The organism is Nocardia sp. NPDC050406, assembly GCF_044459025.1.
Taxonomy (GTDB): domain Bacteria; phylum Actinomycetota; class Actinomycetes; order Mycobacteriales; family Mycobacteriaceae; genus Nocardia.
The window spans coordinates 1,003,335-1,018,166 of sequence record NZ_JBITIM010000003.1 but is presented as its reverse complement, the minus strand read 5'-3'; the positions used below and the strand labels follow the sequence as shown (position 1 = coordinate 1,018,166).

Genomic DNA, 14,832 nt, shown 5'->3' with positions numbered 1-14,832 from the left:
CTCTCTAAGCCGGTTCGCTATCGAATGCCGGGTGTGCGCGGGTCGGGGCCGACGCATGCCAGGACGAGGCAGCCGGGCGGGGCGTCGGAGAACGGCGGCGCGAGCGGAATGTTCAGGCAGGACAGCAGATTACAGCCGGGGTAGGCGGCCGGACCGACCCCGAGAACGGCCAGTGCGATATCGACGTCGATGTATCTGCGCGCATCGAAGGTGAGCGGACCTTCGACGTACTGGCCGGGATCGGATACCGGACTGTCCTGGAAGGCCGCCAACAGCTGGCGGAAGAATTCGTAGGGCACCTCGTCGCCGTATTGCAGAATTCCGCTGAGCCCCTTGGTGGTGTGGGTGCCGAAGAATCCCGTCCACACCACCATCAGATCCAGACTGGGGACGATGAAGACGTGCTGTAGCCCGAGTCCGGACATGGAATACATATCGGCGGGCAGGAACGCGGGATTCTCCGCGCAGTCGGGGCCGAGCCAGAACAGATAGCCGTAGCAGCCGTTGGTGGCCGACGGACTGAGCGCCCGGCGCAGATAGTCCCGTGAGACGACGCGTCGATCGCCCCATCGGCCGTCCTCGGCGACGAGCATGCCGAGTTTGGCGAGGTCGTTGGGTGGGATCATGAGGTGGGCGTAGCCGTAGGTGTGCCCGGAACGGTCTCGCGCCCAGTAGTAGTCGCCGCGCTCGATACCCAAGGGATCGAACAGCTCCCGTTGCGCGAACTGCTGCAAGGGTTCTCCGACGGCCAGCTCGATGACGTAGGAGAGCAGGTCCACATTCCGCTGGCTGTAGACGAAGGTCGATCCCGGCGGATGGTCGAAGGGCACGCCGAGTGTCTGTACGGCGCTGTTGGGTTCGATGGGGATGACGCCGGTGATGCCCTCGGTGATCACGCCGATCCGCAGTCCGGAGGATTCGGTGAGCAGGTTCTCCACGGTGAGGGACCGGTGTTGGGCATCGCCGAGCCCTGGCGGCAGGTACTGGTCGATGGGTGCCGAGATATCGAGTTTGCCTTGGTCCCAGGCGATTCCGGCGACGAGCGACACGATGCTCTTGGTGACGCTCCAGACATTCCAGGGTGTGTTGCCGGTCAGATGATTGGTCGGACCCTCGCCGACCAGGCAATTGTTGCGGAAGACCTGCACATTGAGCCGATTGCGGCCGCTCGCGAAGGCCAGGGCGGCCGCTAGGCGCTGGCCGTCGATTCCGACGGATTCCGGTGCGGCACGGTGGAATTCGCGGCCGTCGGGTATGCCGCAGCGCTGGCTGTCCGCCGAGGCGGCCGCATCGGGCGCCACCTGTTCGGCGGGGGCGGTCGGCCGGTCGGGTTCGGCGCTCGCCGTCCCGCTGCCGAGCAGCCATACCGCCGTCAAGGTCAGTGCCGCCACGTGGGCCAGCCCCCTGCGCACCATGCGATCAGGCTATCGGTCCAGGCCCCTTGACGGCGGCAGAAATTCCGGGTCAGCTTCGTGCGAATCCGCGAAGGGCGTAGTAGGCGGCGCCGACCGCGAGCACCGCGGCCCCGGCGAGCACCGAACCGAGCGGCAGCGAGAGCGCGACGACGCCGCAGCCGAGCGCCCCGATGATCGGAATCGCGCGTGGGGGACGGTTTTCCGCCGCCGTGAGCGTGGCCGCCGAGATATTCGCGACGAGGTAGTAGACCAGCACCGCGAACGACGAGAAGCCGATGGCTGAGCGCAGGTCGACGGTGGCGGCCAGCACGGCGACGACGAGACCGACCGCGAGCTCCGCCCGGTGCGGCACCCCGAACCGGGGATGCACCGCGGCCAAGGCGTGCGGCAGGTGGCGGTTTCGCGCCATGGCCAGGGTGGTGCGCGAGACGCCGAGCACCAGCGCCAACAGCGATCCGGTCGCGGCCACGACCGCGCCCACCCGCACCACGGGCGCGAGTCCCGGTGCGCCAGCGGCAGTTACGGCCCGCGCCAGCGGATCGGCGGCCGCGGCCAGTCCCGCCGAGCCGAGTACCAGCAGCGCCGCCATCGCGACCAGGGCGTACACCGCCAGCGTGAGGCCGAGGGCGAGGCCGATGGCCCGTGGAATGGTCCGTCGCGGATCGCGCACCTCCTCGCCGAGGGTGGCGATGCGCGCGTATCCCGCGAAGGCGAAGAACAGCAGCCCCGCTGCCTCGAGGATGCCGCGCACCCCTACCTCGTCCCCGAGCGGGCTTGCCCCACCGTGGTTTCCGAGCAGGCATACCGCGACCACGGCGGCGAGTACGGCCAGCGTCACCGCCACGATCATCCGCGTGGCGAGGGCCGACTTCTGTACGCCCACATAGTTGATCGCCGTCACCGCGGCCACCACGCCGACCGCCACCGCCTTGGCCTGCTCCGGCCAGGCGTAGGTGCCGACCGTCAATGCCATGGCCGCGCACGAGGCCGTCTTCCCGACGACGAACCCCCATCCGGCCAGGTATCCCCAGAACGCCCCCAACCGCTCGCGCCCGTACACGTAGGTCCCGCCCGAGACCGGGTACAGCGCCGCGAGCCGGGCCGACGACGTGCCGTTGCAATAGGCCACCACCGCCGCGATCGCCAGGGCGAGCAGTAGCCAGGACCCCGCCGCGGCGGCCGCCGGGGCCAGCGCCGCGAAGATGCCCGCCCCGACCATCGACCCGAGTCCGATCACCACCGAATCGGTCAGTCCGAGCCGACGCCGTAGCGCTCCGTCGTCCGTCGTCATGGGCACATCGTCGATCACTCGGCGAGCGCCCGCGAATCGGGGTCGGCCGGAATCCGCCCCGGAACAGCAGAACGCCGCCAGTCGGGGGGTTACTGGCGGCGTAGCTGGCAGCTTTCGCTGCGCTGGGTGTCGACGTCCAACAAGCGCCTCTCGGCGAGTGGTCGCTCGAAGCGACGAAGGGTGCGGCCCGGGGCTGTTCAGGACGCCGACAGTGGGGTTCAACCAAGGGCCTCCGGAATCTATTCCGGCAGTGGGGATGTGAGGTGCGTTACCGCTTTCCGGACGCGGGCGGCGTGTCTTGCTACCCGAAAATGGGGCCACTACCTGTGCTGATACCCTTTTCTGGAAATATTCCAGAAAATAATCTTGACTAATTCCAGATTAGAGGGAGACTGGCTCTATGCACACCGACTACGACGCGCGAGAGCGTTTGCGGGGAGTTGGCCTGCGGGTCACCGCGCCCCGGGTCGCGGTGTTGGACGCGGTGGCGCGGGCCCCGCACTCCGACGCGGAATCGGTGGCCGTCACGGTGCGGGAGAAGCTCGGATCGGTATCCACACAGGCCGTCTACGACGTACTGCGGGCCTGTGTGGGCGCGGGTCTGCTGCGGCGGATCGAACCGGCGGGTTCGGCGGCGCTGTACGAGGCCCGAACCGGCGACAACCACCACCACCTGGTGTGCAGGAACTGCGGCACGGTCGTCGATGTCGACTGTGTCGTCGGCGCAGCCCCCTGTCTCGAACCCGATGAGGCGCACGGCTTCACGATCGACGAGGCCGAGGTCGTCTTCTGGGGACTGTGCCCCACGTGTGGCCCGCGGAACTCCCCAGCCCCGCAGAACTCCACAGACCGAGGAGATTTGGAATGACCAAGCCGACCACCACCAATACCGGCACCCCCGTCGTCAGCGACAACGAATCGCTCACCGCGGGCACCCAGGGTCCGATCCTGCTGCACGACCACTACCTGATCGAGAAGCTCGCCCAGTTCAACCGGGAGCGGGTGCCGGAGCGGATCGTGCACGCCAAGGGCGCGGGCGCCTTCGGCGAACTGGTGGTCACCGGTGATGTCAGCCGCTATACCAAGGCCAAGCTCTTCCAGCCGGGCGCGCGCACCGAATCGCTCATTCGCTTCTCCACCGTCGCGGGCGAGCAGGGCAGCCCCGACACCTGGCGCGATCCGCGCGGTTTCGCGGTGAAGTTCTACACCGAGGACGGCAACTACGACCTCGTCGGCAACAACACCCCGGTGTTCTTCATCAAGGACCCGATCAAGTTCCCCGACTTCATCCGCTCGCAGAAGCGCCTGCCCGGCAACGGACTTCGCGATCACAATATGCAGTGGGACTTCTGGACCCTGCGTCCGGAGACCGCCCACCAGGTGACCTGGCTCATGGGTGACCGCGGCATTCCGAAGACCTACCGCCACATGGACGGCTTCGGCTCGCACACCTACCAGTGGATCAACGCGCAGGGTGAACGCTTCTGGGTGAAGTACCACTTCAAGACCGATCAGGGCATCGAATTCCTGACCCAGGCCGAGGCCGACCGCATCGCGGGCGAGGACGCCGACTATCACCGGCGCGATCTGTGGGATGCCATCGAGGCCGGGAACTTCCCGAGCTGGACGGTCAAGGTCCAGGTCATGCCGGTCGCCGAGGCCGAGGGGTACCGCTTCAACCCCTTCGACCTGACCAAGGTGTGGTCCCAGAAGGACTACCCCCTGATCGAGGTCGGCAAGTACACACTGAACCGCAACCCGGGCAACTTCCACGTCGAGATCGAACAGGCCGCCTTCGAACCGTCGAATGTGGTTCCGGGCATCGGCTTCTCGCCGGACAAGATGCTGCTGGGCCGCGTCTTCGCCTACGCCGACGCGCACCGCTACCGCATCGGCACCAACTACGCGCAGCTGCCGCCCAACCGCGCCAAGGCCGCCGAGGTGAACTCCTACTCCAAGGAGGGGCCGATGCGCTACGACTACAACGCCCCGGATGTGCCGGTGTACGCGCCGAATTCGTTCGGCGGCCCGCACGCCGATCCGGAGCGCGCCCCCGACGGCGGCATCTGGGACTTCGAGCCCACCATGGTGCACGCGGGCTACATCCAGCACGCGGAGGACGGCGACTTCACCCAGCCCGGCACCCTGGTGCGCGAGGTGCTCGATGACGCCGAGCGAGATCGCCTGGTGTCCAACGTGGTCGGGCATGTGCTCGGCGGTGTGCGCGAGCCGGTACTGAGCCGCGTCTTCGAGTACTGGAAGAACGTGGACTCGGAGCTGGGCAAGCGGATCGAGGAAGGCGTGCGCGCCGGACTCAACGGGTAGGCCCACTCTGGGATCTCGAGCCCCCAACCCTTCGGGTTGGGGGCTCGAAGTGTGTAAGCGGAGGGCTCGCGTCAGCCTGCGGGTTGCGGGGCGAACCACGTCGCGGTTCACTCGCGTCAGCCCGCGGGTTGTGGGGGAATCACGTCGCGGTTGATTGGCGTCAGCCTGCGGGTTGCGTCGTGGTGGGCTCGCTGGTTCGGTCAGCCGCGGCGGGATTCGAGGCCGTCGAGGATCAGGTGCATCTCGGATTCGAAGAACTTGGTGCGGCTCTGCACCGAGGCCATATCCTCTTGGGCCGCATAGCGTTTGCGTAGGCGGGGGTAGTCGGCGGCGACATTTTTCATGGCTCCCATGAGTTTCTCCACCCACTGTCGCTCGCTGAGGCCGCTGCGGGCGACAGTGGTGAGCATGGCGGCCTCGGTGGTGGTGGAGCCGATGACGTAGGCGAACAGCGCGTTGAAGGCGCGGTCGGCTTGTTCGTCGGAGAATCCGGCGAGCTCCAGGGCCTCGAGCGTGGCGTCGGACAGGCGCATGACATTCGGGCCGAGGTAGACCAGTCCGGCGGTGCTCACCACCGCGGGCATCCAGGGGTGGCGCAGCAGCGTGTCGCGCATGCTGTGACCGATCGCGATCATGTCCGCGCGCCAGCTCTCCGCCGAGGGCCGCTGGGGTACGGCCACCTCGCCGAAGATCTCGTCCACCGCCAGTTCGAGCAGCTCCTCCTTGTTCGCCACATGCGTGTAGAGCGACGTCGCCCCGGCATTGAGGCGGGTGCCGAGTCGCCGCATGCTCAGCGCGTCCAGACCCTCGCTGTCGAGCAGGGCGATCGCCTCGGCGACGATCTGTTCCTGGTTCAGCGCGGGGGTGTCGCGGCGCTGGCGTTGCGGGCGGGCCCACACGGTGGGGAACTGCTCGGCTTTGGCTGGCATGGCCCTCTCCTCCTGTGTCTGCGGTCAGCATAACCGCTGTTGGAACGCTGTTCGATCGTCCGCACAACGTTCCCTCTTGCGAACACTGTACGTCAGACCGTACAGTGTTCGACAACACCGAACAGTGTTCGGAGATAACGGAACGACGAGGGGTTCGACATGACTACCAATACGAATGCGGCGGTGAATACCGAAGCACTACAACGCAATCCGAAACGCTGGCTGATTCTGGTGGTGCTCTGCCTGAGCTCGCTGGTGCTGGTGATCGACAATATGGTCCTGAATGTGGCGATCCCGCAGATCTCCACCGAGCTGGGCGCCACCTCGCAGGACATTCAGTGGATCATCGATTCCTACATCCTGGTCTTCGCCGGTCTGCTGCTCACCTCCGGCAGCCTCTCCGACCGGTTCGGCCGCCGCCTGGTCATGGTGCTGGGCCTGGTGCTCTTCGGCGCGGCCTCGCTGCTCGCGGCCTATGCCAGCAGCCCCGAACTGCTGATCGCCGGGCGCGTGGTCATGGGCATCGGCGGCGCGCTCATCATGCCGAGCACGCTGTCCATCCTGATCACGGTCTTCGACGAGCAGGAGCGGCCCAAGGCCATCGCGTCCTGGAGTGCCGTGGCCATGATCGGCATGGTGGGCGGCCCCATCGTGGGCGGCGTACTGCTCAACCACTTCTGGTGGGGCGCGGTCTTCGTGCTGAACGTGCCGATCGCGGTGATCGCCATTGTCGCGGCGCTGGCGCTCATGCCGGAGTCCAAGGGCCCGTGGGCCAAGCCGGACTGGTCGGGCATGATCCTGTCGACGGTCGGCATCACGGCGCTGGTGTGGACCATCATCGAATTCCCGACCAAGGGCATCGAGGGCACCTGGGGTTCGCTCGTGATCGCCGGTGTCGGCATGGCCGCCTTCGTGATTCGTGAGATGAAGGCCGAACACCCGATGGTGCCGCTGCAGCTGTTCCGCAATCGCGTCTTCACCGGTTCCAGCTTCTCCCTGGTGCTGGTCACCTTCGCCAACGGCGGTCTGCTGCTGGTGCTGACCCAGTACCTGCAGTTCGTGCTCGGCTACTCGCCGATCCGCACCGCCCTGGCCTTCACGCCCTTCGCCCTGACCGCGCTGGTCTTCAACGGCATCGGCGCGGGCCTGGTGCAGAAGTTCGGGGTGCGGCCGGTGACGCTGGTCGGTATGGCCATCCTGGCCGGTGGGTTCGGCGTGCTGGCCACGCTCACCACGGAGTCCGGTTTCTGGTGGCCCGCCCTGGCCATGGCCCTGGTCGGCGCGGGCGCCGGTCTGGCCATGCCCGCCGCCATCGGCGCCCTGATGGGTGCGATTCCGCCGGAGCAGGCCGGTGTCGGTTCGGCCCTCAACGACACCATCCAGCAGACCGGCGCCGCGCTCGGCGTGGCGGTGCTCGGCTCGGTCCTGGCCGGTACCTACACCGACGCCATGCCGACCGAAGCCCCCGACGCGGCCCGCGAGAGCATTGCCCCCGCCCTGCTCAGCGGTGACAGCGCCCTGATCGCCGCGGCCCGCGAGGCCTTCACCGACGCCATGTCCGCCACCTTCATCGGCGGCGGGGTGAGCGTGGTGGCCGCCACGGTGATCGCCTTCTTCCTCATGAAGGGTGCGAAAGCCGCTACGGGAGAAGCGCTTCCGGACGTCGACGACGCGAAGGAAGACGCGCTCGCCAAGTAGCGGCGACGAACGAGGCCCCGGCACGGGAGTGTCGGGGCCTCGTCGCATTGTCGGTCAGTCGAGCAGTTCCTCGATACGCGTTGTGCAGAAGCCGGTGATGTTCATCTCCGGCGGGAGTTGAACGCGACTTGCCATGCGCAGCAAGGGAACCGACAGCAGCACCGCCGCCAGGATTTCGTTGAAGCGCAGATTGCGGACCGTGGTACCGGTCTTCGCTTCGTAGTAGGCGATGGTCTCCGCCCGGGAAGGTGTGCCGGGAAGCGGCTCGTGGCCTTCGAAAACGCTGCTGGCCCAGTCCAGGAAGAGCAGCCAGGCGAGGTCGGACTCGTGGTCGCCGAGGTAGGCGATCTCCCAGTCGAGCACGCCGCGGACGCGATAGTCCTTGTCGTAGAGGATATTCGACATCCGCGCGTCACCCCAGCACAGTGTGACGTGCTCGGGCTCGTAGAGATTGGCGCGCAGCCAGGCGATGGCCCGGCGGTAAGTGGGCGGTTGTTCACCGGCCGCCCAGGTGAGCGCCGCGTCGAGATAGTTGACGATCTGCTCGACGGGGCTCGCGCCGTGCTGGGGCATGGCCAGGAACTCCAGCCCGAGCGCGCGCCAATCCACTTGGTGCACAGCGGCGATCGTGTCGACGCACCCCCACCACATGCGTGTCCGGTTCTCCGGGCTCGCGCTGTGGTAGTTGCCCGCCGTGTGATACGACGGGTAGTCGCTGGGAGCCTCGCCGTCGAGTCGGTCCATGACGAAGTACGGCGTGCCCAGGGCGGCGTCGCCGCGATCGAGCCAGCGCACCGTCGGCACCGGAATCTCGGTGTCGGCCAGGCGTTTCATGACCAGGACCTGGCGCAGCAGGTCGTAGTCGGGGAACAGCGACATCTCCGGAGGGCGGCGAAAGACCAGCGGTAGCGCGCCGGTGTCGTCGGCGACCTCGAACAGGAAGGTCTCGGTGGCGAACCCGCGCGGGCTCACCGACCAATTGCGGATGCGCGCGTTGTCGGAGAGCCGAAGATGCTGGCGCAGTTCGGGTTCCAGTGCGGCCGCGATCCGCTCGGAGGGCAGACGGAAGGGTGTCACGGCTCAGTACCCCGCGTAGCCGTAGCGCTCGTTGCGGCCCATGAACACCATTTCGACCAGGCCGTGGCCGACCTTGCCATTGTGCTCGACCCGGCACAGCGTCTCGCTGAGCATGCTCACCTGTCGCAGTTCGTCGGTGTCGGACAGGTTCACCGTGAAGCCGTCGCTGTACCGCGGCCCCTTCCACAGGCCCGACGCGTAACCCCGGTACATGTCGTAACCGGCCAGCCCGGGCCAGAAGTCGTTGATCGGCGTGATGGCGAAATCCCGTGTGCTGCCGTCGGCCCCGACGGTATGGAACGTGCCGCCCCGCACGATCCGGAAATCCTCACGGAACTGGAGATCGTGCTCCACCGAGACGATGGGCATCGGCGGCGCGCCCGAATCGATGCGCGGCACCACCGTGCCCTCGAAATGCCAGCGCTGCCCGTCGGCGGTCTCGCGCTGCGCGAAATGCACCAGCTCGTCCTCGAATTGGAAGATGCCCATGAAGTACAGGACGCCGTCGGGGATATCGGAGGGCTGCAAGCCCTCACCCTCCGACAGGCTGCCGCCGCCACCGCCGTGCCGGGTGCCCCAGGAGTGGTCGCGCCCGAACCACCAGGTGTCGGGGTCGATGTCGATGCGTTCGCCCTCCACCTCGAGCCAGCCGGAGATGCGGCCGTTCTGGTAGTACCGCCGGGCGTCCTCGCGCACGCGCCCTCGACTGCGGAAGAACGCGGGTTCCTGTTCGTAGGCCGGGAATTCGGCGTCGAAGTCGAGTTGCAGGCGCAGGCCGTGGTCGTTGTCGCCGAGGGTGGCGCGCACCTTGCGCAGCGGTTCGACGACCTCGTATCGGTAGGGCCCGACCTGCCAGGAGCCCAGTCCGTCGTAGCGGCCGGAGATTTCGCGGGACAGCCGCACCACGTGCGCCTTGCTGCCGTCCACGGTGACCATGGCGTAGGCGTCCATGACATTGCGGTTGGGGTAGCGCGCCATACCGGTCATGACGTTCACCGAACCGCTGGTGTCGAAGCCGTACATGACGATTCGCTCGGTCCAGCGCAGGTCGCTCTGCAACACGTGGTCGAACGTGGTGGGGAGCTGATGGCAGAGCAGTTCGTCCTGGGGGGTCAGCATGGCTGGTACCTCTCGTGGAGCACGGCGGTCGGACCGCCTGAATTAGAATACGAGGCGTAGCGTATTCCAAAGAGGACGCGGGGATACCCTGATTCGGATAATTTTTTCGACGCCCGTGTTCGACGCCCATGGAGGATCCCGTGACCGCACCCGCAGGCACCCGCTCCGGCCCGGGCCGTCCCCGCGACCCGCAACTGGATGCCCAGGTGCTGGCGGCCGCCCAGGAACTACTGGTCAGCGAGGGTTACGAGGCGACGACCATCGCGGCGGTGGCGCGCCGGGCGGGGGTGGTCACCACGTCGATCTACCGACGCTGGCCGAGTAAGCGGGCCCTGATCGAGGACGCGATCTTCGCCCTCGACACCGGAAATCACCCGGTGCCGACCGGCGATCTGCGCGCCGATCTGCTCGCCTGGACCCGGCTGTTCCTCACCGCGGCCGCGCATCCCGCGGCGCGCTCGGCCATTCCGGGTCTGCTCGCCGCCTATCACGACGACCGCGAGAGCTATCGGCGGCTGCTCGACCGCGGTGAACAGCCGACCCGCGCCGCGCTGCGCGAGCTGCTCGCCAACGCGGCGGCCGAGGGACAGGCCGCACCCGGTTGCGATGTCGACGCGGTCTTCGAATGCCTGCGTGGCGCAACACTCATCCGCGCCCTCACCCACGGTGCCGAGGATGCCGACGCGTTCTGTCGACAGATAGCGGACGCACTCCTCGCGGTGGCGTCCGCCCCGACTCGTTAAAGCAGGCCCCACCAATAGATCAGGCAGGCCAATACGAAGACGACCACGGTTTCCATGTCGCTCCCAATCCTCTTGCCGCACTTGTCTCCATGATGCGCCGAGGTGTGGGCGGCGGACCACGCTATTACCTACAAGATCGGTCGGCGACCGGATCGTGATACACGACGGAGCCCGCCGGATCGGTGATCCGACGGGCTCCGTCTTCGGTCCCCCCGATTACCCCCGTCTCGCCGGACCGGTCACCTCCCCGTGACACGGTCCAGCGAGACTCCCACCCGACCGCCGCACCCGGCTCCTCCCCAGGACGCGCGCGGCGGTCTTCGTACCCCCCCTCCGTCGGACTCGGTACTCCCCGTAGCCGAGTCCGACGGGATTCACACCCGATCCGCCGGGCCCGACACCCCTCGTGGACGGGTCCGGCGGATCGTGGTGGCTGGTCGGCCCTGCCGCCCCCTTCGCGACAGGACCGGGTCGTTGCCCGGGCTCGACCCGACACCCCTCGTGGACGGGTCGAGCCCCGGCGTTCCACCCCCGGTGGTGGTCTACTTGCAGACCGCGAACGTGCCGAGCAGGGTGCGGCCGTCCTTGATCTGGTATCCGGTGGCATCCAGGTCGACGGCGGCGATCGGGTTCTCCTGATCGGGCGAGAGCCATTCGATCTGCTGGATCACGCGGTAGCCGTTGGGGTCACTGCGCACCACTTTGAGCTTGGTGTCGTCGACATCGGCCGCCTCGGTGGCGGTGGCCTTGCCCGAGGAGTACTCGGTGACGGCCGCGATGGTGTTCTGCGCCGCGTCGTAGACGACCGTGCGGTAGCGCACCTGCTGGTGCTCGCCCGGCTGGTAGCCCGCCTGGGCGAAGATCTTCGGCGAATCCATCGTGATCTCGATGGTGTCGTCGGAGTGGGTGCAGGTGGCCGAGGCGACCACGGCATTGCCTGGCGAGCCGTAGGTCTCGGCGGCGGCGGTGCCGGTGGCCGCGAGCGTGAGGGCGGCGGTCGCGGCGGTGAGGGCGATGCCAGCGGTCAGTTTCGCGATCATCGTGTGTCTCTTTCGGTTCCGGTGGTTCCGGGGTGATCCGGTGTCGAGACAAACAATGCGGTGCGGCGCTTGGCGGGCCCTTAACAAGATCTTGCAAGTGTGAAAGTCGCTGAGAACAGCATCCTTTCGGACTCTGTCTCGTAGCTGATGAGTTGCGGATCAAGGAAGAGTCACACCCGCACGATCCGGGGCGGAGGTGAGGTTGGCGAGCTTCAGATTTCTCGCAGACATGTCATCTGTGTAGCAGAGGCACTGGTAGAAGAGGTATCACCAACCGCTTTCGGCGTGGCGCGCAAACCTGTTGTACGGCGAGTCGCGGCGTGTCGGCGACCCTCGCGCGGCGTGTGTCTTCCGATAGCGAAATATTCGCCATTCATTGGGTATCGTCCGCCGCGAATTCGCTCGGCACCCTTCCTATTCGGCATCGGTCGCATTTCACATGTGGCCGAAGCCCTTTCACACCCATGTCCCATTCGAGGAGGAGCAATGAAGTCGTGCTGTGCCCGATGGTGGCTGCCGCTGGCCGTACCGGTACTGGCCGTCACGGCCGGAACCGCACCGGCCGCGGGGGAGGTGATCACCGACTCTCCGCAGGTCATCGATGTCAGCACCGTTCCGGGTAGCCTGTGCGACGGACCGCTCCAGGGCACCGCGGCGGTGCACTTCCCGCCGGGTGTGCCGTTGCGAGCCGATATCGAATGGCGCATCCTCTCCGGCGACGAGGCGTTGCGCTCGGGCGTCGCGACCATGACCGAAGACCTGCTCACCATTCCCTTCGAGATCGACCGGCACGAGCTGCCCGCGGACGGCATCCTGCGCGTGGACGCCCGCGCCCTGATTCCCGGCGGCACCGCCACCGGGTTCGGCGTTCCGTGGCCGGTGCATCCGGTGCGCGATTGCGGTCCGCTGCATGTGGTTTCGGTAGGCGACTCCATGCTGTGGGGCCAGGTGCTGGACCTGGAGCGCAAGTTCGCGCACCTGACCGCGCAGGCCCTGGGCGAGCGCACCGGTCGCGGCGTGGAGCTGCACGACTACTCCTTCTCCGGCGCGGTGCTCGACGCCCCCACCCTGCCCGCGGGCAACGACGACGGCTCCTGCCTCACCCAGCACTACCCGCAGGACGGCTACGGCAGCACCGACGTGGAGATCGTCGAGATCGCCGACCGTATGCCGGATGTGTTCTGCCAGTTGGAGAAAGCCGCCGCCGAGGCGAGTACGGGCGGGTACCGGATAGACCTGGTGCTCGTCGACGGCTGCGTCAACGATCTCGATCCGTTCTTCGGCATCCCGATCGGCGTCACGCCCGGCAGTACCGACCTCGCCGCCGCCGTGCGGCGTGAATGTGGCGGCACGGGTGCGGATTCGGTGAATCCGGCCGCGGGTGTGCCCTACTTCAGCGGTGCGAAGCTCGGCTACGGCGGTCGCGGCATGCGCGAGGCCATCGAGAAGGCGCACACGCTGCCGGGAGCGCCGAAGGTCCTGGTATCCAACTACTTCCACGGCGGGCACGCCGACCATCTGCCCGACGGTGTCGCCCGCTGGGCCGAGTTCGTCCGCCTGTCCGCCGACACCTTCCGCCAGGCCGCCGCCGCGGCCAATGCCGCCGCCGGAGAGGAGTACGCGGTGGCCGCCGACGGCCTGTTCGCACAGGACGGACCCGTGGGCGTCACGCGTCGACCGGCCATGAATCCCTTTGGCGACGAGGCGATCTCACTGCGTGCCCTGGCCTGCCCGGAGGCCGACAGCCTGCCGCTGCTGTGTCGCACACCCGCCGTCGGGCACCCCGATGCCGAGGGCGCGCGCCAGTACGCCGACGCCTTCCTGCTGAATCCGCGCATGCGCGAATGGTTCGGCGGTGGCGGACCCGCCGGTGACGGGTTCACGGCCTCACACGAATCCGGCCCGGTCGGGGTGACGGTGCACTTCGACGCGGCTCCCGCGGGTGGGGCGGTGCGCCAATACGACTGGTACTTCGGCGACGGTATCCACGTCACCACCACCGCGCCGAACGTCTCGCACACCTACACCGGGCGCGGGCCGAGCCTGCCCCGGCTGGTCGTCACCGATATCCAGGGCAACCGCAGCATGTACGAGGCGCGTCAGCCCATCGTGGTCGGCTGAGTTCAATCGTGCAGCGCGGCGGCCAGTTCCGCGATCGCCTCGTCGGAGACCGGATAGCCCGGGAAGTAGCAGCACACCCGGGATGCCGTGTCTCCGAATCGATCTCGAATGCCCGCCGCGCAATCGGCGGGCGTGCCGCTCACGGTGATGGTGTCCACCATGGTGTCATCGACGAGCGCCGCCATCTCCGTCCAGCGGCCCTGCTTGGACAGCAGGTTCAGCTCCGGTTGCAGATCCGCCCAGCCCTCCACCTCCATGACCGGGCGGTAGGCCGGGGTGGAGCCGTAGAACGCCAGCAGGTGCCGCACCGCCTGGCGTGCGGCCTCGATCTCGCGATCCGAGACACCCATGGCCACAATGGCTTCGGCGATGATCTCGAAGGGGCGGTCGGAACCGCCGAGTCCCCTGCCCACCGCCGGAAGCGTCCGCTCCCGGTAGTGTCGGGCGCTGTTGAACGGCATGACGAGTACGCCGTCGGCGACCCGCGCCGCCATCTCGGTCATGCGCGGTCCCAGCGCGCCTATCAGAATCGGCGGCACCCCAAAGGGATTCGGCCCAGGGTTGAACTGCGGCGGCATGAGCGTGTGCGTCCAGAACGGTCCGCGGTGCTCGAGCCGCTCCCCGGTCTGCCAGGCGTGCAGAATGGCCTTGACCGCCAGCACGGTGTCGCCCATGCGCTCCACCGGCCGCGACCAGGTGGACCCGTACCGCTTCTCGATATGGGCCTGGATCTGACTGCCCAGGCCGAGCCGAAATCGCCCGCCCGACAACAGCTGTAGATCGTAGGCCGCGTGCGCGAGGTGAATCGGGCTGCGCGGGAACGCCATCGCGACATTCGTCATGAGCGCGATATCCGGCTCCCGACTGGCGGCGACCAGCGGGAAGAACACATCGTGCGGACCTTCGAAGGTGAACACCCCGTCCACCCCGAGCGCGCGCAGCCGCGCCGCCCGCGCACCCGCCTCGGTCGCGGGTCCGTCGAGCCATACGTCGATCGGTAGGCGCACCGCCGACTCCTCACGCGTCGAGGGGATGAGAACGCACCCCTCCCAGCGCCGCGGAGGGGGTGCGATG

The 14,832-nt window shown here is 67.6% G+C and carries 12 protein-coding genes; 5 read left to right on the top strand and 7 right to left on the bottom strand.

Features of this window, described 5'->3' with window-relative positions; genetic code table 11:
- Positions 1-17: 17 nt before the first annotated feature.
- Together ACIBH2_RS28100 and ACIBH2_RS28095 are read right to left on the bottom strand one after the other, a co-directional pair.
- Positions 18-1,415, bottom strand: a complete 1,398-nt coding sequence (locus ACIBH2_RS28100; RefSeq protein ID WP_397122718.1) for a serine hydrolase domain-containing protein — start codon at positions 1,413-1,415, stop codon at positions 18-20.
- A 49-nt stretch (positions 1,416-1,464) separates the two neighbouring features.
- Complete coding sequence (locus tag ACIBH2_RS28095) at positions 1,465-2,706, bottom strand: APC family permease (RefSeq protein WP_397122716.1); 1,242 nt, start codon at positions 2,704-2,706, stop codon at positions 1,465-1,467.
- A 400-nt stretch (positions 2,707-3,106) separates the two neighbouring features.
- Here ACIBH2_RS28095 and ACIBH2_RS28090 point away from each other — a divergent pair, with 400 nt between their 5' ends.
- Complete coding sequence (locus tag ACIBH2_RS28090) at positions 3,107-3,574, top strand: Fur family transcriptional regulator (protein ID WP_397122714.1); 468 nt, start codon at positions 3,107-3,109, stop codon at positions 3,572-3,574.
- Positions 3,571-5,031 (top strand): catalase, encoded by a 1,461-nt coding sequence (locus ACIBH2_RS28085; RefSeq protein WP_397122712.1) that lies wholly within the window; start codon positions 3,571-3,573, stop codon positions 5,029-5,031. The genes ACIBH2_RS28090 and ACIBH2_RS28085 overlap by 4 nt, the downstream gene beginning before the upstream one ends.
- A gap of 200 nt (positions 5,032-5,231) precedes the next feature.
- Here the strand turns inward: ACIBH2_RS28085 and ACIBH2_RS28080 are convergent, their stop codons facing one another.
- On the bottom strand, positions 5,232-5,960 hold the full coding sequence (locus ACIBH2_RS28080) for a TetR/AcrR family transcriptional regulator (protein ID WP_397122710.1): 729 nt from the start codon (positions 5,958-5,960) through the stop codon (positions 5,232-5,234).
- 159 nt (positions 5,961-6,119) lie between these two features.
- Here ACIBH2_RS28080 and ACIBH2_RS28075 point away from each other — a divergent pair, with 159 nt between their 5' ends.
- Complete coding sequence (locus ACIBH2_RS28075; protein ID WP_397122708.1) at positions 6,120-7,658, top strand: MFS transporter; 1,539 nt, start codon at positions 6,120-6,122, stop codon at positions 7,656-7,658.
- 54 nt (positions 7,659-7,712) lie between these two features.
- On the opposite strand, the gene ACIBH2_RS28070 is transcribed toward ACIBH2_RS28075, so the two are convergent.
- Complete coding sequence (locus ACIBH2_RS28070) at positions 7,713-8,735, bottom strand: phosphotransferase family protein (protein WP_397122706.1); 1,023 nt, start codon at positions 8,733-8,735, stop codon at positions 7,713-7,715.
- 3 nt (positions 8,736-8,738) lie between these two features.
- Entirely contained in the window at positions 8,739-9,854 is a 1,116-nt protein-coding gene (locus ACIBH2_RS28065) for a hypothetical protein (protein WP_397122704.1), read from the bottom strand.
- 140 nt (positions 9,855-9,994) lie between these two features.
- Here ACIBH2_RS28065 and ACIBH2_RS28060 point away from each other — a divergent pair, with 140 nt between their 5' ends.
- Positions 9,995-10,597, top strand: a complete 603-nt coding sequence (locus tag ACIBH2_RS28060) for a TetR/AcrR family transcriptional regulator (RefSeq protein WP_397122702.1) — start codon at positions 9,995-9,997, stop codon at positions 10,595-10,597.
- A 542-nt stretch (positions 10,598-11,139) separates the two neighbouring features.
- On the opposite strand, the gene ACIBH2_RS28055 is transcribed toward ACIBH2_RS28060, so the two are convergent.
- Complete coding sequence (locus ACIBH2_RS28055; protein ID WP_397122700.1) at positions 11,140-11,637, bottom strand: hypothetical protein; 498 nt, start codon at positions 11,635-11,637, stop codon at positions 11,140-11,142.
- Positions 11,638-12,123: 486 nt separating this feature from the next.
- Between ACIBH2_RS28055 and ACIBH2_RS28050 the strand changes: the two genes are divergently transcribed.
- Positions 12,124-13,758: a PKD domain-containing protein gene (locus ACIBH2_RS28050; RefSeq protein WP_397122698.1), complete on the top strand. Its 1,635-nt coding sequence runs from the start codon at positions 12,124-12,126 to the stop codon at positions 13,756-13,758.
- A gap of 2 nt (positions 13,759-13,760) precedes the next feature.
- Here ACIBH2_RS28050 and ACIBH2_RS28045 read toward each other — a convergent pair whose 3' ends face one another.
- Positions 13,761-14,765 carry a TIGR03617 family F420-dependent LLM class oxidoreductase gene (locus ACIBH2_RS28045; protein ID WP_397122696.1) on the bottom strand — a complete coding sequence of 335 codons (1,005 nt, stop codon included), beginning with the start codon at positions 14,763-14,765 and terminating at the stop codon, positions 13,761-13,763.
- Positions 14,766-14,832 lie beyond the last annotated feature (67 nt).

Bases quoted from the DNA above. Each gene is read 5' to 3' on its own strand.
- ACIBH2_RS28065 (WP_397122704.1), bottom strand. From the start codon at position 9,854: ATGCTGACCCCCCAGGACGAACTGCTCTGCCATCAGCTCCCCACCACG.
- ACIBH2_RS28080 (WP_397122710.1), bottom strand. From the start codon at position 5,960: ATGCCAGCCAAAGCCGAGCAGTTCCCCACCGTGTGGGCCCGCCCGCAA.
- ACIBH2_RS28050 (WP_397122698.1), top strand. From the start codon at position 12,124: ATGAAGTCGTGCTGTGCCCGATGGTGGCTGCCGCTGGCCGTACCGGTA.
- ACIBH2_RS28085 (WP_397122712.1), top strand. From the start codon at position 3,571: ATGACCAAGCCGACCACCACCAATACCGGCACCCCCGTCGTCAGCGAC.
- ACIBH2_RS28095 (WP_397122716.1), bottom strand. From the start codon at position 2,706: ATGACGACGGACGACGGAGCGCTACGGCGTCGGCTCGGACTGACCGAT.
- ACIBH2_RS28055 (WP_397122700.1), bottom strand. From the start codon at position 11,637: ATGATCGCGAAACTGACCGCTGGCATCGCCCTCACCGCCGCGACCGCC.
- ACIBH2_RS28075 (WP_397122708.1), top strand. From the start codon at position 6,120: ATGACTACCAATACGAATGCGGCGGTGAATACCGAAGCACTACAACGC.
- ACIBH2_RS28090 (WP_397122714.1), top strand. From the start codon at position 3,107: ATGCACACCGACTACGACGCGCGAGAGCGTTTGCGGGGAGTTGGCCTG.
- ACIBH2_RS28100 (WP_397122718.1), bottom strand. From the start codon at position 1,415: ATGGTGCGCAGGGGGCTGGCCCACGTGGCGGCACTGACCTTGACGGCG.